Origin of the sequence: Streptococcus sp. 121, assembly GCF_016458205.1 — a bacterium.
GTDB lineage: Bacteria > Bacillota > Bacilli > Lactobacillales > Streptococcaceae > Streptococcus.
Map to the genome: position 1 here is coordinate 58900 of NZ_JAEMED010000001.1, position 18916 is coordinate 77815.

General features: G+C 41.6%; 17 protein-coding genes. 7 read left to right on the top strand and 10 right to left on the bottom strand.

Features of this window, described 5'->3' with window-relative positions:
* Positions 1–173: 173 nt before the first annotated feature.
* Positions 174–1739 (bottom strand): glutamine-hydrolyzing GMP synthase, encoded by a 1566-nt coding sequence (gene guaA / locus JEQ21_RS00320; RefSeq protein WP_199363496.1) that lies wholly within the window; start codon positions 1737–1739, stop codon positions 174–176.
* A 135-nt stretch (positions 1740–1874) separates the two neighbouring features.
* Between guaA and JEQ21_RS00325 the strand changes: the two genes are divergently transcribed.
* The 7 genes from JEQ21_RS00325 (at position 1875) to xerS (ending at position 9710) form a co-directional block, all read left to right on the top strand.
* Entirely contained in the window at positions 1875–2570 is a 696-nt protein-coding gene (locus JEQ21_RS00325) for a GntR family transcriptional regulator (RefSeq protein WP_196967198.1), read from the top strand.
* 323 nt (positions 2571–2893) lie between these two features.
* The gene (locus JEQ21_RS00330) at positions 2894–3226 is read left to right on the top strand and encodes a putative DNA-binding protein (RefSeq protein WP_196091536.1); all 333 of its coding nucleotides are present in this window, start codon (positions 2894–2896) and stop codon (positions 3224–3226) included.
* Between the two features lie 9 nt (positions 3227–3235).
* A complete protein-coding gene (gene ffh, locus JEQ21_RS00335) occupies positions 3236–4810 on the top strand; it encodes a signal recognition particle protein (protein WP_199363497.1) in 1575 nt (524 codons plus the stop codon).
* A 13-nt stretch (positions 4811–4823) separates the two neighbouring features.
* Positions 4824–5519 (top strand): LemA family protein, encoded by a 696-nt coding sequence (locus JEQ21_RS00340; protein ID WP_199363498.1) that lies wholly within the window; start codon positions 4824–4826, stop codon positions 5517–5519.
* 213 nt (positions 5520–5732) lie between these two features.
* Positions 5733–7541 (top strand): TcaA NTF2-like domain-containing protein, encoded by a 1809-nt coding sequence (locus JEQ21_RS00345; protein ID WP_199363499.1) that lies wholly within the window; start codon positions 5733–5735, stop codon positions 7539–7541.
* 11 nt (positions 7542–7552) lie between these two features.
* On the top strand, positions 7553–8293 hold the full coding sequence (gene ldcB, locus JEQ21_RS00350; protein WP_199363500.1) for an LD-carboxypeptidase LdcB/DacB: 741 nt from the start codon (positions 7553–7555) through the stop codon (positions 8291–8293).
* 346 nt (positions 8294–8639) lie between these two features.
* Positions 8640–9710: a tyrosine recombinase XerS gene (xerS, locus tag JEQ21_RS00355; protein WP_199363501.1), complete on the top strand. Its 1071-nt coding sequence runs from the start codon at positions 8640–8642 to the stop codon at positions 9708–9710.
* A gap of 272 nt (positions 9711–9982) precedes the next feature.
* Here the strand turns inward: xerS and JEQ21_RS00360 are convergent, their stop codons facing one another.
* From JEQ21_RS00360 to JEQ21_RS00400, 9 genes are all read right to left on the bottom strand, one after another.
* Entirely contained in the window at positions 9983–10129 is a 147-nt protein-coding gene (locus JEQ21_RS00360) for a hypothetical protein (protein ID WP_199363502.1), read from the bottom strand.
* Between the two features lie 64 nt (positions 10130–10193).
* Positions 10194–11183: a lipoate--protein ligase gene (locus JEQ21_RS00365; protein ID WP_199363503.1), complete on the bottom strand. Its 990-nt coding sequence runs from the start codon at positions 11181–11183 to the stop codon at positions 10194–10196.
* A gap of 8 nt (positions 11184–11191) precedes the next feature.
* Positions 11192–12892: a dihydrolipoyl dehydrogenase gene (gene lpdA, locus JEQ21_RS00370; protein ID WP_196967207.1), complete on the bottom strand. Its 1701-nt coding sequence runs from the start codon at positions 12890–12892 to the stop codon at positions 11192–11194.
* 12 nt (positions 12893–12904) lie between these two features.
* On the bottom strand, positions 12905–13948 hold the full coding sequence (locus JEQ21_RS00375) for a dihydrolipoamide acetyltransferase (RefSeq protein ID WP_196091527.1): 1044 nt from the start codon (positions 13946–13948) through the stop codon (positions 12905–12907).
* Between the two features lie 9 nt (positions 13949–13957).
* Positions 13958–14950: an alpha-ketoacid dehydrogenase subunit beta gene (locus JEQ21_RS00380; protein WP_196091526.1), complete on the bottom strand. Its 993-nt coding sequence runs from the start codon at positions 14948–14950 to the stop codon at positions 13958–13960.
* 15 nt (positions 14951–14965) lie between these two features.
* A complete protein-coding gene (locus JEQ21_RS00385; protein ID WP_196091525.1) occupies positions 14966–15934 on the bottom strand; it encodes a thiamine pyrophosphate-dependent dehydrogenase E1 component subunit alpha in 969 nt (322 codons plus the stop codon).
* 143 nt (positions 15935–16077) lie between these two features.
* Positions 16078–17244, bottom strand: coding sequence for an ATP-grasp domain-containing protein (locus JEQ21_RS00390; RefSeq protein WP_199363504.1), 1167 nt, complete (start codon positions 17242–17244; stop codon positions 16078–16080).
* A 13-nt stretch (positions 17245–17257) separates the two neighbouring features.
* Positions 17258–17998 carry an esterase family protein gene (locus JEQ21_RS00395; RefSeq protein ID WP_199363505.1) on the bottom strand — a complete coding sequence of 247 codons (741 nt, stop codon included), beginning with the start codon at positions 17996–17998 and terminating at the stop codon, positions 17258–17260.
* Positions 17999–18013: 15 nt separating this feature from the next.
* Positions 18014–18844, bottom strand: coding sequence for an alpha/beta hydrolase (locus JEQ21_RS00400; RefSeq protein ID WP_199363506.1), 831 nt, complete (start codon positions 18842–18844; stop codon positions 18014–18016).
* Positions 18845–18916: the final 72 nt, after the last annotated feature.

Sequence of the window (18916 nt, forward strand, 5' to 3'; positions counted from 1 at the left end):
GTAAAAACAATCGAGAGGATTTCGAAATTGTTTTTCCTCAGGACATGCCTCGCTCTCTATTTTTTCAAGCTCGGGATAAATCAATCGAGAGGAAATCGAGATTGATTCTCCACAGGGCTTAAACGTCGCTTTTTAATTTCAAGGCGACGGGTAAACATGTCCTCAGGACATGTTTACTCCCACTCAACTGTTGCTGGTGGTTTGCTGGTGATGTCGTAGACGATGCGGTTGACGTGGTCGACTTCGTTTACGATGCGGACAGAGATTTTCTTCAGAACATCCCATGGGAGTTGGGCGAAGTCGGCTGTCATTCCATCGATAGAAGTGATGGCACGGATAGCAAGGGTGTAGTCATAGGTGCGGCCGTCTCCCATAACTCCGACGGAGCGGACGCCTGTGTTAACGGTGAAGTATTGCCATACGTCACGGTCTAGGCCAGCTTTTTGAATTTCTTCGCGGAGGATAGCGTCGGATTCACGGACGGTTTTGAGTTTTTCTTCGGTGATTTCCCCCATCACACGGATGGCAAGTCCTGGTCCTGGGAATGGTTGGCGCCATACGACTTCGTCTGGCATACCAAGTTCTGTTCCAAGGGCACGTACTTCGTCTTTAAAGAGGGTGTTGAGAGGTTCAATCAATTCAAATTGGAGGTCTTCTGGTAGACCACCTACGTTATGGTGCGATTTGATGGTTTGTGCGGTATCAGTTCCAGACTCGATAATGTCTGTGTAGAGGGTACCTTGGGCCAAGAAATCGACACCGTCCAATTTACGAGCCTCATCATCGAAGACATAAACAAATTCGTTTCCGATGATTTTCCGTTTTTGTTCTGGATCCGAAACTCCTGCAAGTTTTGAAAGGAACCGTTCAGAAGCGTCAGCTTTTACGATGTTAAGGCCGAATTTGCCTCCAAGCATATCCATAACTTGATCAGCTTCGCCTTTCCGTAGCAAGCCATGATCTACAAAGATACAGATGAGTTGGTCTCCAATCGCTTTTTGAAGAAGGACACCGACAACGGAGGAATCAACTCCACCTGACAAACCAAGGAGGACTTTGCGATCTCCAACGGTTTCACGGATTTTTTTGATTTCCATGTCGATAAAGTTATTCATGGTCCAATCGCCTTTAGCACCACAGATATTGAACACAAAGTTTTTCAAAAGGTCAAATCCATAAACAGAATGACGAACTTCTGGGTGGAATTGAATACCATAAAGATTTTTATCTGCATTTTCGATAGCCGCGAAAGGACAGTCAGCAGAAGTACCGGTGCGAACAAAGTTATCAGGAATTTCGGTTACCGCATCTCCGTGACTCATTAAAACCAATTGTTCTTCTGGAGTTCCAGCAAAGAGGAGGCTGTCAGGAGTGTGGGTCAAGTTGGATTGACCGTATTCACGATTTCCGGCTTCACCAGCAGGGACAACTTTTCCTCCCAATTTATGGGTCATGAGCTGCATTCCGTAACAAATTCCAAGTACAGGGATTCCCAACTCAAAGATTTCCGGATCAATATCGAAGGATCCTTCTTCATAAACAGAGTTTGGACCACCTGAAAGAATGATTCCAACTGGATTCATCTCTTTCACTTCTTGGGCGCTGAGTTTATGGCTCTTTAATTCAGAAAATACACCCATTTCACGTACACGACGAGAAATCAATTGGTTGTATTGGCTACCATAATCCAGAACGATAATTTTTTCGACATCTTTCATGTCAGGAGTGATTGTAGTCATCTAATCCCTTTCCTCATTTTAGATTTTTTATAGTTCCCATTGTATCACAGACCTAGCTCCTTGCCAAGGAAGCTACATTGAGTTGACTTTTCCTTTTAGGGTCACTAAAATAGTAAGAAAGAAGGGGGAGGAGCTATGCGTCCAGCCTATTTAGAAATACACGATGATATTAAATCAGCTATTGATCAAGGGCAGTGGAAGATTGGTCAGCGTTTGCCAAGCGAACGCGATTTGGCGGAACACTATCAGGTCAGTCGGATGACCCTGCGTCAGGCCATTACACTATTAGTGGAAGAAGGGGTCTTAGAACGCCGCGTTGGGAGCGGTACATTTATTGCTTCAACCCGTGTTCAAGAAAAAATGAGGGGGACGACCTCTTTTACAGAAATAATTCAGTCGCAAGGAAAAGAGCCATCCAGTCATCTTATCTCCTATCGGCGAACCCTGCCAAGCCAGCAAGAAGTGGACCGCTTGGGGATTGCCAGAGAAGAGAATATCATTCGTATGGAACGGGTTCGGTATGCAGATGATGTCCCCGTCGTTTATGAGATTGCCTCCATCCCAGAAAAATTTATTAAAGATTTACCCAAAGAGCAGGTAACCAGTCATTTTTTCAAAAGCTTGGAGGAAAAGGGGTATCGAATTGGCAAATCAAGTCAGACTATCAGTGCCAAACTGGTAGGGGATCGCATTGCCCATTATCTGGATATTCCACGAGGTCAAGCTGTATTAGCGCTCACTCAATTATCCTACCTGGAAGACGGACAAGCCTTTGAGTACGTAAAAAGCCAATATGCAGCAGATCGTTTCGAATTTTATTTTGAAAATTAGAAGGAGTGGGTGGAGAACAGATCCTGTGGCGTTGAGATTCAATCATAATTTATTTCTGTATGATCTGTTTTTCAAGATAAGGAAGAAAAGGCAAAAACAATCTTCCTAGGGTTGAAGAGAGATTTTTCAGGAGTGCATAAGTTAGCAACCTTACCTGAAGCAAAAAGAGAAAAAATTGAATGGCATTGATCCCTCCCTTGCGGAGGGACTTTTTGTTGCGATGAAGACTCAATTTTTGTGGATAGAATCAGAGTTTTTTTCTTTAGCAAGATGTGTGTAAATATTGTATCCAATTGCGATTTTTTTGTTACAATAGGAGTGTTATGGAAATTGAAAAAACCAATCGCATGAACGCTTTGTTTGAGTTTTATGCTGCTTTATTAACGGATAAGCAAATGAACTATATAGAGCTTTATTATGCGGACGATTATTCTTTGGCGGAAATTGCGGAGGAGTACCAGGTCAGTCGTCAAGCTGTCTACGATAATATTAAGAGAACGGAACGAATTTTGGAAGATTATGAACGTAAGCTCCATATGTATTCTGATTATATTGTTCGTAGTCAAGTTTTTGAAGAAATCCTTGAAAGCTATCCCCAAGATAAGTATTTAAAAGAAAAAATTGACTTGCTAACTAGCATTGATAATCGAGAGTGAGGATGAAATATGTTTGAAAGTTTAACAGAACGCTTGCAATCTGTTTTTAAAAATCTTCGTAAAAAAGGCAAAATTGACGAAAAAGATATTCAAGAGGCAACCAAAGAGATTCGGATGGCCTTGCTGGAGGCTGACGTAGCTCTTCCTGTTGTGAAGGATTTTATCAAGCAAATTCGAGAACGTGCCTTGGGACAAGAGGTTATCGACACCTTGAATCCAGCCCAACAGGTTATTAAAATTGTCAATGAAGAATTGACTGACTTGCTTGGTTCTGATCGTTCGGAGATTGAAAAATCACCTAAGATACCAACCATCATCATGATGGCCGGTCTCCAAGGGGCGGGAAAAACAACCTTCGCTGGAAAATTGGCCAACAAACTCAAAAAAGAAGAAAATGCTCGTCCCTTATTGATTGCGGCGGATATATACCGCCCAGCGGCTATCGACCAGTTAAAAACACTCGGCCAGCAAATCGATGTACCCGTTTTTGCGATGGGAACTGAAGTCCCAGCGCTTGAGATTGTGAAAGCTGGTTTGGAACAAGCCCGTGAAAACAAAAATGACTATGTCTTGATTGATACGGCTGGACGTTTGCAGATTGATCAAGTCCTTATGCAAGAGTTGAAGGACATTAAGGATTTTGCCCAACCAAACGAAATTCTTTTGGTCGTCGATGCTATGATTGGTCAGGAAGCTGCCAATATTGCACGTGAATTTAATGAACAATTAGAGGTTACGGGTGTTATCTTAACCAAGATGGATGGAGATACCCGAGGCGGAGCTGCTCTATCTGTTCGTCACATCACTGGAAAACCCATTAAATTTACCGGTACAGGTGAAAAGATTACGGACATTGAAGCCTTTTATCCAGACCGTATGGCCAGCCGTATTCTTGGAATGGGGGACCTTCTAACGCTGATTGAGAAAGCCTCTCAAGAGTATGACCAACAAAAGAGCTTGGAAATCGCTGAGAAAATGCGGGAAAATACCTTTGACTTCAACGATTTCCTTGATCAGTTGGATCAGGTTCAAAGCATGGGACCAATGGAAGATCTCTTAAAAATGATTCCTGGTATGGCTAGCAACCCAGCTTTAAAAAATCTCAAGGTTGATGAAAAAGAAGTTGCTCGCCGTAAGGCTATTATCTACTCTATGACACCTGCAGAGCGAGAGAACCCTGATCTCCTCACTCCAGCTCGCCGTCGTCGTATTGCTGCTGGATCAGGCAACAGTTTTGTGGAAGTAAATAAATTCATCAAGGACTTTAACCAAGCCAAACAAATGATGCAAGGGGTTATGTCTGGGGATATGAATAAGATGATGAAACAAATGGGATTAAATCCTAACCAACTTCCTAAGAACATGCCAAATATGCCAAACATGGGGGATATGGATATGTCTGCTTTAGAAGGAATGATGGGAGCAAATGGCATGCCAGACCTATCAGCCCTTGGTGGGGATATGGATATGAGCCAGCTCTTTGGAGGAGGTCTTAAAGGCAAACTTGGCCAATTTGCCACTAAACAAGCCATGAACCGTATGAATAAGCAACTGAAAAAAGCTAGAAAAAAACGGAAAAAGTGATTGAAGGTGTGCTATGAAACAAAAATCAATTTTTGTCACCCTGCTTAGTCTACTCGGCTTTACAATCCTTTCGACTCTATTATGGGTATTCATATTTGCTCTGACAATTACTCCACAAGAAGTGGAGACTGTTGTTGAACCCTTCCCTGGCGCTAGTTTTGTACTTGGAACGCTGACAACCTTGTTGATCTATAGTTTCCTAACAATTAGTGAAGCCAACCGTCTCTCGGAAAGCTGTTCTCAATTAGCAAGTAATATCCGTATTACCGAGGAACGAAATCGTCAACTCTTATCCAAAGCCAATCGCTTTGTAGACAAACATCAGGAACGTGAAAAAGAGAACTTAAAAGAATTAACTCAGGGAGTTCTTGTTTCAGAGCAATCAACTGTTGTTAAAGAACGGAGGAAGTCTGGCTTGACGGAAAAACACCGCACATCCAAAGTTGAAACCTCGCGAGAGTTCGCCCGGATTTTGGATGAGATTCCTGATTTAAGTATGCCACAAGCAGTCTCAAGACTCTTTGATGAACTATTCAGGAGTGAGGAAGAGCTAGCAAACTATCAAAGAGCTTACAACGAGTTTGTAGCTCGCTATAATACAAAAATCAAAGCATTTCCTATAAATTTTCTAAAAAAATGGTATCAACCCAAAGAGTACTATGTGGTTGATGTCGAAGACGAATTCCCAGACGAGTTACTGGGAATTTAAAAATATGAAATGACCCAACAAATCGTTAATGGCTTGTTGGGTCATTTAGTGTATATGTAGATGTTAAGTTACATCTAGGGCTAATATTTGATTCTCAGGATAAATTTTATTAAATAAATTTATGTTAAAAAATAACCAATAAAACATTGACAGGAAACTGGCTTTCTACTAAACTTATAATAGGAAAAAGAATAAAGTTAGGTGTTAAAGATTATGGAAAAGAAGGATCAATGGCTAGAGCAGTTTGAAACGCGTGAGGGAAGAAAACCGAGTCCACAAGAGTTTGTTGCAGCAAAGGAAGCGGGCTTTCCTTTGGAAGGGGAAGCTTCAGGGGAAGCTTCAGAGGATGATTTAGCCCACCAATGGGTTGCAGCTTTCGAATCTGAACAGAAACGCAAGCCTAGCCCTGCCGAATATATGGAAGCTAAGAAGACTGGTTTCCAAAACTCTACACGATCAGCTTCAACAAAAATGCAGGAGATTCCAGCTCAAGAAACTGAGGAACCTTCACAGTCTAACCTTGGGAATCAGGATCCAAAAACACTTTGGGTTCAAGCTTATGAAGCGGCGCACGGTCGTCGACCTGAGCCTCAGGAGTTTGCCCTTGCTAAGGAAACAGGGTTTGACGTAGATTATTTACCTGATTTAACATCGGTTGAATCCGTAGCTGAACCCGTTGTTGTAGCACCTGCACAAGTGGACCAAACTACAGCTCTTGTTAAGAAAGTGAAAAAATTCACGCTTAGCCGTAAACAGGTTTTTACAGGTACAGCCATTGGTTTAGTTCTTATCGCTCTGGGCGGTGGGTATTACTATTTTGATAAGGAATCTGGTGCGGATTTGGCCGTCGATCAAATTTCCAAACAAATTGAAAATAGCAAATTTCAACAACTTGCGGAATCGTTCAGTGATGCTGATTCGAAAAAAGTGAACTGGTCTGCGGAAGATGCTAAGAACTTTGTTCAGTATTTAAATGAAGATGGAAAGCTAGAGAGTGAGTTGGCTAAGTTAGAAGCTGATCCTTCTTACATTATTAAAGATCAAAATGGGAATCAGTTACTTGGTCTTGAGGAAGCTGAGAAAAAACTTGGTATCTTCCCTGTTTATGATGTAAAAACGTATCCTTTGACCATTACGGCTAAAACGAATTTGGAATCCCTGAGTTTAAATGAGCAGAAGGTTGAAAAAGATAAGGAATTAGAGTTGGGAGAATTCTCCTTTGCCCCTCATTCTTTTGCGGCTAAAGGAAAAACCGATGCTGGCGACTTGAATACGGATATTACTGCAGAACTTTCGGAAGCCAAAGAGAATCATATTACTCTATCCATTTCTAATGTAGACAAGAATCTCCAAGTTTCACTCCCTAGCGATGTTCAAGGGGCGAGTGATATTAAATTATATGTCAATAACAAAGAAGTTGCGACTGAGTTAACCAAGAAACTTAAATTGATTGAAAACCAAACAATTGATGTTCATGCTCAATTCAAGTTTGAAGAGAATACGTATACGACTGAAAAAAGTAAAATTTTTGTAAAACCAGGTCAAGAAAATCTTACAGCTGACCTTCAGCTTTCTTCGGATATTCAGCAAAAAATGACGGATGCTAAAACAGCCAAAGAAGAGAAAGCGAAGCAGGAAGAAGAAGCCAAACGGAAATTGGAAGAAGATAAAGCAGCTATCAGTAGCTTTATGACCTCTTATATCAGTGCCATGCGTGACTCTATCCGTAACCGGTCAGTTGGTTTCACGGACTATTATGACACCAATAGTGATGCCTACAAAGTAATGTATGATTACGTAGCAAACGGTGGTGTTGTGAGAGCGAATGTTAATTATCAAACAACAATAGAGTATAACGTTATGGATGTTGCCAAGGAAGGTAATGACTATAAAGTTACAGTTCGCAATAGCTTTAAAGAAGTTTATACAAACGGTAAATCCGATATCGTTAATAAAAATCAAGTCTTTATGCTTCGCCCAGAAAATGGCAGCTTCAAAATTTACTCTATCAGTGAGTATTAAGAAAGGATCTTATGAAATCAAAAAAATGGTTCGGTTTGATTCTCATGACCCTAGCTTTAGCAGCTTGTGGCCAAGAATCAGCAACTACTCAAGAAAATAAGACCAATACTGAATCAAATCAGACAGCCAAAAACGATTCAAATGAAAGTTCATCATCCAAGTCCAGTACACAACAAAAAGAAGCTAAGATGGACACTAAAGCTACTTATAATGGCGATTACTATAGTGTCAAAGGTTCTGATGGACAAGAAATTATTATTGTGAATAAGAAACACCCCTTAAATGCAAACTATGCACCAGGAGAAGACCCTCAAGCACAGACTGCATTTATGCAACTGATTGCGGATATGCAAGAAAAAGGGTTTGCTGTCAGCAATCAGTATAGTGGTTATCGTTCCTATGAAACACAGGTTGGATTATACCAATCCTATGTTGATCGAGATGGTCAAGCCAATGCCGATCGTTATTCAGCAAGAGCTGGTTACAGTGAGCACCAAACTGGTCTTGCCTATGACTTAATCGATAGCTCAGGAAATCTTTTGACAGATAAAGAAGCCAGCAAATGGTTAAGAGATCATGCGGCAGATTATGGTTTCATTGTTCGCTACACTGAGGATAAGGAAGATATTACGGGTTACACAGCAGAAAGCTGGCACGTACGCTATATTGGTTCAGAAGCGAAAGATATTGCCAAATCAGGTTTGACTCTAGAAGAATATTTTGGAGTACCAGGTGGAGATTACGAAGATTAAATGTAAAACTGTAAAAATGAAAAAGCTGGTGTTCCCAGCTTTTTTTGATAGATTATACTTAACATAAATAAATTTCAACAAAAAACGATTCATTTCAAAACCATAAAGTTTAACGTCCAAGTTATTCTTTGTTTTTAGCCGCGAATACCAACGGTGAGAGAGTCAGGAAGATTGCTTAGTATTGGAAACGTTAAAAACGACAGCCTAAGGAATTTTTAGAAGCAATGGTAAAACAAACCCAAAACCATTCGGAATTTCCTTTGTAACATCTTTCCGAAAAACTGTAATTTTCTTGAAAAAAGTTTTTGTATTTGGTACACTACTATTAGAGAATTTGGAGGTACTTATGCGTCGCGAATTATTGCTAGAAAAGATTGAAGTTTTAAAGCAGGTTATGCCTTGGTATGTATTGGAATACTACCAATCCAAGTTAACAGTGCCTTATAGTTTTCCGACCTTATACGAATACCTGAAAGAATACCAGAGATTTTTTAATTGGTTGATGGACACGGATCTGGTTCAAGTTTCTGAAATCAAAGAGATTCCCATTGAAACACTGGAGCATCTTTCTAAGAAGGATATTGAGTCTTTTATCTTATATCTGCGTGAACGCCCCTTATTGAATGCAAATTCGACTAAGACTGGCTTATCACAGACAACCATTAACCGGACTCTCTCGGCTCTCTCCAGTCTCTTTAAATTTTTGACCGAGGAAGTTGAAAATGATCAAGGAGAACCTTATTTTTACCGCAATGTCATGAAGAAGGTTTCGACGAAAAAGAAAAAGGAGACTCTGGCTGCAAGGGCGGAAACGATCAAGCAAAAGCTCTTTTTAGGAGAGGAAACGGAGGGATTTTTACGCCACATTGAGGATGATTATCCCAAACAGCTTTCCAAACGTGCCCTCAGTTCCTATGAGAAAAACAAGGAACGTGATTTAGCATTGATTGCACTTCTGCTGGCTTCAGGGATTCGCTTATCAGAAGCTGTCAACCTCGATGTTAGGGACTTGAATACACAACTGATGATTGCGGAGGTCACGCGTAAGGGAGGTCGTCGGGATGCGGTGCCCATCGCGGGCTTTGCTAAACCCTATCTCCTCCAATATATCGAAATCCGCGACAAACGCTACAAGCCTGAGAAACAAAACCTTGCTTTGTTTTTGAGTGAATATAGAGGCAGAGCGAATCGAATCGATGCTTCTAGCATTGAAAAAATGGTTGCAAAGTACTCGGAATCTTTCAAAATCCGTGTAACCCCCCATAAACTACGCCACACACTTGCAACCCGTCTGTATGATGCGACCAAATCACAAGTCTTGGTCAGTCATCAATTGGGACATGCTAGTACACAGGTCACGGACCTTTATACCCATATTGTCGACGAGGAACAAAAGAATGCCCTAGATCAACTCTAGGGCATTTCAATTATCCTATTTTAAGCAATGGAGGCTCATAGCCAACATATTGAAGACGGAGATTTTACCACGTTCCCGATGATATTCTTTGGCGATTTTTGTAGCAAATTCTATCACATTTTTGGGAGCTTTATACTGATGCATCATTAGATAGAGAGATAAGTTTTGGCTTATACTCTTTTAGTTTTTCTTTTATTACTGTGTTAGCTCGTCTTGCCGTACTTCAGTACTGTCTACGACTCGCTTCCTTGTACTAAAAGTAAACTAAAAGACTATAACTGACCAATTGCTTGTGCTTCATCGTTTTCAATAGCTTTTTTGGCTTTTGAAAAAATCTGCTGCAATTCAGTATTTTCTGCAACCTCCTTATTGACTATGATGCTATCAATCTCTTTTAATCGTTCTAATTTTTCTTCCATTTCTCAATTTTAGATGATGGTTGAATGCTAGATTTCTTCTAGCGTTCAACCATTAAACATAAAGTTATTCAACAATGGCCTCCGCAATTTCTTGCGCTGAAATTCCTGCGAAATAGCGTGACAAATCCAGTTCAGTCAGTTTTTGCTCAACAGTTTCTCGTTCATAGGCGAGACCTATCAAAGCCTCTTCTACTGCAGCTACATCCTCAATACCAAAGAAATCTCCATAAATTTTGATAGAGCCAATATGTGATTCAACTACATTGATATAAGCATCTACCAAACCACTTGGGAATTTAATGGAACGACGGATATTATACTCTGGGGATTTTCCGTAGTTCCAATCCCAGTTACCAAATTTTGTATCTCGAATGTGGCGAATTTCTTCTAATTCGCTATCGGAAAACGTATATTCAACCATTTCAGGATACTCTTTTTTCATATAGTCTAATAAGAGATCTCGGAATTCAAGGACAGAAATTTTATCTTCCAATTCGTCAACAATATTCGTAACGCGAGCACGTACGGATTTTACACCTTTGGATTCAATTTTATGTTTAGAAACCTGAAGTGCCTTCGCTAAGACAGATAAGTCTACATCAAAGAGAAGAGCTCCATGGTGCATAATTCGACCATTGATATAGGCTTGGGCATTTCCCCCGAATTTTTTTCCATCAATTTCTAAATCGTTGCGACCTGTAAACTCTGCTTTGACTCCTAGTGCGGCCAAAGTATTGATAACAGGAATAGAGAAACTCTTAAAATCAAAAAGTTTATCTTGATTTTCGTTGGAGATGATGGTGTAGTTGAGGTTGTTGTAGTCGTGGTATACGGCACCACCACCACTGATACGTCGAACGACCTCAATATCATTTTCTCGAACATAGTCGCGGTTGATTTCTTCAATGGTATTCTGGTGGCGTCCTACGATAATAGAAGGTTTGTTGATCCATAGAATGAAAATCATGTCTTCATCAAGCATGTGCTTAAAGGCATATTCTTCCAGTGCAATATTAAAAGCTGTGTCATTACTTTCGTTAACAATATATTTCATGAAGTCTCCTATTTCTTGGGTGCATGTACAGCTAGATTGAGAACATCTGCAAAGGCTTCATACATGACTTCTGAGTAAGTTGGGTGACCATGAATCGTTTTAAGTACTTCTTCAACCGTGATTTCCATTTCGATGATGGTTGAAGCTTCGTTGATCAACTCTGCAGCGGCAGGTCCAATAATATGGACACCGAGAACTTCACCATACTTCTTATCTGCGATGACTTTAACAAATCCTTGAGCAGCATCGGAAGCGATAGCACGTCCGTTGGCAGCGAAATTGAATTTACCAATTGCAACGTCATACTGTTCACGTGCCTGTTCTTCTGTTAATCCAACAGCTGCTACTTCTGGTAAGGTGTAAATAGCAGCAGGAGTTAGGTTGAGTTTAGCTACGGCATGGTTGCCTTTCAAAGCATTTTCAGCTGCTACTTCTCCCATTCGGAAGGCTGCATGGGCCAACATTTTGGTTCCATTGATGTCCCCTGGAGCATAAATACCTGGAACAGATGTTTCCATATATTCATTGACCTTGATACGGCCATTTTCAAGTTCGAAGTCCACTTCACCCATACCTTCTAAATCTGGAACACGTCCGATTGAAAGCAGGGCCTTATCAGCTAGGATGTCCTCTTGACCTGAAACTTTAATACGGAGCTTGCCATTTTCTTCGATGATTTCTTCTAGCTTCGTTTCAGTATGAATGGTCATGCCTTTGCGCTCGAGAATGAGGCGAAGGTTCTTAGAGACTTCTTTATCCATAGCAGGAACGATGCGGTCTGTCATTTCAATAACCGTTATTTTTGAACCGTAGGTCATGAAGGCTTGTCCTAACTCGATTCCGACAACTCCACCACCAATGACAACCAAGTGTTCTGGAACTTCCTTGAGGTTAAGGATATCATCACTTGTCATAACCAAGTCAGATTCCATGCCTGGGATGTTGATCTTGCTGACTTTGGAGCCTCCGGCGAGGATGATTTTCTTGGTTTCGAGGAGGGTACTACCATCCACAAGGACATTCTTATCTTTGGTAATGGTTCCAACACCCATGTGGACGTCAATACCGTAAGAGCGCATTAGACCACTAACTCCACCGACTAAAGTCGCTACGACCTTATCTTTGGTCGCCACAACCTTGTCCATATCGACGGTAAAGCTTGGGTTTTCAACCAAGATGCCGCGATCAGCTGCATGACCGAGACTTTCGATGATTTCAGCATTGTGAAGGTAGGTTTTCGTTGGGATACAGCCACGGTTTAGACAGGTGCCACCAAGGGCTGTTTTTTCCACAATAGCCACTTTACCACCAAGTTGAGAAGCCTTAATCGCTGCAACATAACCAGCTGGACCACCACCGATGACAACGACATCATAGGCATCTTCACTCTTACCAGAGTCATCTTGAGCAAGTGGGGTAATTGGACTTTCAGCAACTGGAGCTTCTGCAGAAGCTGTTGGGATATTTTCGCCTTCAGCACCAAGATAACCGATAATTTCTGTAACTGGAACCGTTTCTCCATCCCCTTTGAGAATAGCAATAAGGTAGCCATCTTCCTCAGCTTCCAATTCCATGCTGACTTTGTCTGTCATGATTTCGAGGAGAACTTCTCCTTCTTTAACAAATTCTCCTACTTTTTTATTCCATTGGACGATCTGACCTTCTGTCATATCGACACCGGCTTTAGGCATAATTACTTCTAAGGCCATTCTTTACTCCTTTTAAATTAACATTGAAATAGGATTTTCTATAAGATCTTTCAAATCCTTCATAAATTTAGCACCTGCCATCCCGTCGACAACTCGGTGATCAATTGTGAGACCAAGGCTCATCATTGGGCGGATGACAATTTCACCATTTAAAGCCACTGGTTTCTCAATTGTTGCACTGACACCAAGAATGGCTGAATTGGGCTGGTTGATGATAGGACCAAATGATTGTACCCCAAACATTCCCAGATTGCTGATGGTAAAGGTTGAGTTCTGCAATTCACTAGGGGCTAATTTCATATCGAGTGCCCGACCAATAACATCTTTAAAGGCTACAACAAGTTGGGATAGTGACATTTTTTCCGCATTGAAGACAACCGGTGTCAAAAGGCCGCCATCCATTCCAACAGCCATAGCTAGGTTTACATAGTCATGTGTAATGATGGTTTGTCCATCTTCCGTTAAACTCGAATTGAGATAGGGGTGTTTCATTAGGGTCTTGATAACAGCAAGGGAAATTAAATCCGTTACCGTTACTTTTTTACCAGTTTCTTCCATGATAGGATCCAGTACCTTTTTCCGTAAGGCCAGCATTTCCGTCATATCAACTTCATAGTTGAGGGTAAAGGTTGGTGCTGTTAGGTAGGAATCTACCATGCGTTGGGCAATGACCTTCCGCATTGGCGTCATTGGAATGCGTTCGATGGTTCCCCATTCAGTTTGCGTATCTGGAACTTCTTCGACTTTTTCAATTTGAGCAGGAGACTTGGTTGTTCCTGCCTCGAGGTTTTCTGGTAGAAGGGCTAACACATCTTTTTTCATGATTTTACCGTTAACACCTGTACCTTGAATTTCTTGCCAAGCAATATTATGCTCGAGGGCAATCCGTTTCGCTAGAGGTGAGATCCGAACAACATGTGTATCCTTATGTAGGGCCACATCTTCTTCGTGGACTCGTCCTTTGGCTCCCGTTCCAGCAACATCGTAGAGATTAATCCCTAGTTGGTCTGCCAATTTACGAGCTGCAGGAGTTGCTCTTAGTTTTTCGTCAGACATTGCTTCTCCTTATTCTTTGTTTACAGTTTTGAGAATTGCTTCTTTGATGCTTTCGACTGTTGGAATCATCGCATTTTCAAGATTTGCGGCATAAGGCATTGGGACGTCCTCACCCGCACAGCGGCGGATTGGTGCGTCTAAATAATCAAAGGCTTCTGATTCAGCTATGATGGCAGAGATTTCGCCAATAAAACCGCTTGTTTTGTGAGCATCGTTAACGAGAACGACCTTACCTGTTTTCTTGACAGAATTGATGATCATTTCCTTATCTAGTGGCACGAGAGTCCGTGGGTCAACCACTTCGACAGAAACTCCAGTTTCAGCCAATTCTTCCGCGGCCTGGAGAACACGACGCAACATTTTGCCATAGGTCACGACTGTAACATCGGTTCCTTCTCTTTTAATTTCTCCTTTGCCTAAAGGAATGACATAATCTGGATCTAGTGGAACTTCGCCTTTTTGATTAAATTCAGATTTGTATTCTAAAATAATGACTGGATTGTTATCACGAATGGAGGCTTTAAGGAGGCCTTTCATATCCGCTGGCGTTCCCGGCGCTACAACTTTAAGTCCTGGAATATGCGTGAACCAGCTTTCAAGTGATTGGGAGTGCTGGGCCGCGGAACCAACTCCATTCCCGGCAGCACAGCGAACAGTCATTGGAACCTGACCTTTTCCACCGAACATGTAGCGGGTTTTAGCAGCCTGGTTGACAATAGCATCCATGGCAATAACAGAGAAATCCATAAAGGTCATATCCACAATCGGGCGAAGACCTGTCATGGCTGCACCGGCTGCAGCTCCAGAGATCGCAGCTTCTGAGATAGGAGCATCTCGAACCCGCTCTGGTCCGAACTCCTCTAACATACCTACTGAAGTACCAAAGTCTCCTCCAAAAATCCCGACATCTTCACCCATGAGGAAAACATCTGGATTTCGGCGCATTTCTTCAGACATGGCTAGGATAATTGTATCCCGAAATGACATTAGTTTTGTTTCCATTATTTTTGTCCTCTCTTATTCGGCGTAAATGTCTTCAAAAGCTGATTCTAATGGTGGCAATGGGCTGTTTTCAGCAAAGCGAACAGACTCTTCCACGGCTTCTTTTACTTGAGCCTGGATTTCTTCCAACTCTTCAGCACTAGCAATCTGGTTTTCAAGGAGATAGTTCCGTAGATTTTCAATTGGATCTTTCTTCTTCCATTCTTCTACTTCTTCCCGTGTCCGGTATTTTCCTGGGTCAGATGAGGAATGTCCGAGCCAACGATAAGTGACACTTTCGATTAATACAGGTCCCTTTCCAGAACGAACATGTTCCACGGCTTCTTGGAAGCCTTTATAGACATCCAAGACGTTATTTCCATCTTCAATAAAAAGACCTGGAATACCGTAGGCCGCAGCCCGCTGGTAGATATGTTCTACGTTGGTCATTTTCTTGATGTCTGCTGAGATTCCATACCCATTGTTGATGCAAGCAAAAATAACCGGTAACTTCCAAATGGAGGCCATATTTACGGCTTCATGAAAGACTCCTTCGTTGGTTGCGCCGTCTCCAAAGAAGCAGACGACAATCTTATCGGTTCCTTTCATCTGTTGGGTTAGGGCAGCTCCAACTGCGATTCCCATTCCACCTCCAACAATACCATTGGCTCCTAGGTTTCCTGCATCTAAATCGGCAATATGCATGGACCCCCCTTTTCCTTTACAGGTTCCGGTGTATTTCCCCAGAATTTCTGCCATCATCTCATTCAGATTAATGCCTTTTGCGATGGCTTGTCCATGTCCCCTGTGGTTAGAAGTGATGAGATCATCTGGATTTAGGGCGGCCATGGCCCCAACATTGGCAGCTTCTTCACCAACGGAAAAGTGGGTCATGCCTGGAACTTTCCCCTTTTTAACCAGTTGAGCTATTTTTAAATCCATTCGACGGATTTCTTCCATTTTACGGAACATATCCAGTAAAAGGCTCTTGTCTAGTTTTTCCATATATTCACCTTTCTGTTTTCACAAACTTACATCTTCTATTTTACCTTGTCTTGAAAGCCCTGTCAAAAGATAACTAGCAAACCTAAAAAAAGCCCAGATAATAGGCTTATGTAGCATTAACTGGGTTTGTTTTTTTTGAAAAATTAATCAGCTAGCGCCTCGACATCATGAATGATATTGTGAATTACCTCAATATCATCAGAAGTGAAAATAAACATGTCATTTCCTTGAAGAGCTGCAAATGCTTCAGGCATACGAACATTCGCTTTCAAATTGGCAGCATAACGCTCTAGCAGTTCTTCTTTGGATACTTGATAGTTCTTTTCATCTCGACGTGTAGCCGCCAGTGCATGGTTTAGTGGGCCATCTGCCTCTGGAAAACCATGTCCTGCAACGAGACTCGCATAATCACGGAACAGATCACGTGAATAACCAAAGTTATAAACATCCATGGCAAAGGCCCCAGCTGGACGGTTATTGTATTCAATGGCAATATAGTCATCGCCGTTACGGAAGAACTCGATGTGGAAGAAGCGCTCTTTCATACCAAATGCTTTGACCGCTGCTTCTCCGTACTGACGGAGTAATGGATCTACTTCCATTTGTGTGTAATAAGCAATTCCTTTTTGGTGGATCAGGATATTCAAAGGTGTATCGGTATAATCAAAAGAAGTTGACCAGACAATCTCACCATTAGCATCAACTAAACCATCAAAGGTACAAATCTCAGTGCTTGTTACAAATGGTTCCAAGAAATATGCAACAGATTGATCCCAGTTTTCTAGGAATTCACGCACAGATCTTGGTTCTTCCAATTTATAAGTAGCTGCTGCCCCCACGCCATTATCTGGTTTAGCAATCAATGGAAGACTTAAGCGTTCAACTGCTTCTTCTAATTCGGCTTCATTTGTCACGACGCGTCCTGGAGTAACTGGAACACCAGCAGAACGGAAGATTTCTTTCATTTTTGATTTATACTTGGTTTTCTCAATATCTTCATTTTTAGGTCCGAAGACATTGAATTGTGTGCGAAGTTCTGCATCAAGCTCCAACCAGTATTCATTTTGGGATTCAATGCGGTCGATTGGTCCATGTTTATAGAAAAGAAAGGCCACCGCACGTTTAACTTCATCCAAGTCTTCCAAATCACTGACCCGGAAATATTCTGTCAAAGCTCCCTGAAGGTCTGATCCAAGTTGATCGTAAGGCTCCTGACCAATACCAAGCACATTGACCCCCTGCTTAGCCAACTCAAGGGAGAATTTTTGAAAGTTTTGTGGGTAATAAGGCGAAATAACGATATAGTTCATAATCCCTCTCCTTTTATAAATCAAGTGCTTCTAAGAAATAGGGCATCTGAATCCGCCACCAATCCCAATCATGAGCTACATCATAGCCCCAAACATCAAACCAAGCGGGAATTTGTTTCTCTTCAAAGGCAGATTTCAAGCTGTAGAAGGATGGCAAGCCATCTTGTTCCCAAGCCCCCAGACCAGTGCAGACAATGATGTCAGCAGAACGGTAATGATCTAGGAACCATGGGTCATTTTGATTCCAGATATAATCGCTGGGAGAATTTTGATAAATTTCTTTGTCGTCTCCATATTCGCCGACAAAGAAACGAGCGTCATAGACACCACTCAAGGCAATGACTTTTTGGAAAACGTCTGGATGCTGCAAGAAGAAGTTAAGCGCGTGATAAGCCCCCATGGAACAGCCAGAAGTCATCAATGGCCCTTCCCAATTTGCCAAGTATTTAATAAAAGGTACTGCTTCTTGAATGATATAACGTTCATAAGCTAGGTGCGCTAAGGCACGATCGTGACCATGTTTCCAATTGGCTTCCCAACTTTCATTATCAATACTTGAGACAGTAAAGAATTGCACTTTTCCCTCATCAATAAAACGTTGGGAGGCATTGATCATTCCAAAATCATAGAATTCATTGTGACTTCCACCGGAAGAGGGGAAAACCATAACTGGAATCCCAGCATGTCCATAGCGGTTCATGTGCATATCACGCCCTAATTCATGACTCCAATGTACAAGATTTTCGATATTCATAATCTTCTCCTTTTACTAATCATGCCAAAAACGGCTTAAGAATCGGAAACAATCTCCTAATTTCTCAGCCCAAGCAATTTCATTGTGCTCAGCATCCGTCTGAATCACCAATTCCAGATTGTCTACATCATGCCCCATTCGAATCAGATCCTTAAAGTAACGAATGGAAGAGCTAACGTAAGCTTGCTTAATATTGCCTCCAATTAAACTCTTATCCGTCTCGTCATCTTCTTGGGTTCCGACATAGATGTAAATCTGTTGAGGCGCCTCCATTGGCATCCGTTCAATATAACGGTTGAAGGCCTCTTGATGGAGGAAATTGGCTGAGGAGAAAACTCCTAGACAACCAATTCGATCTTGATAGGCTAACCCCATAAACTGGGTAATATTTCCACCAAGGGAACTACCAATCATGGCAGTGTACTCTCTCTGAGGCTTGGTACGGTAATGTTCGTCAATAAAAGGTTTCACAACCTCCATGACAAACTCAGCGTACTCAATACCTTTCCCACCAAAGCTAATTCCTGGAATAATGCCTCCTTGGAACTTCCAAGCAGAGTATTCATTCATGCGGTTTTCTCCATCGTTGTCAATAGCAACCACAATCATTCGATCAATATCTGGGTTTCGTTTAATCGTTGGAATAACCTTCCAAGAATAGCCACTAAACGCCTCTTTACTATAGAGGACATTTTGCCCATCATGAAAGTAAACAACTGGATAGGAGCGCTCCACGTCTTGCTCATAGTTCTTTGGAAGGAGAACTCGAATGCGGCGCCCCTCACCTGAATAAGGGACCTCTAATTCATGCGTATGCATGTCCAAATAAAAATAAGAATGATTCATTGTCTGAAAACTCTCTATATTCAAAATTTAAATCAGTATACCACAAAAGCCTAGGACTGTACATATATTTTT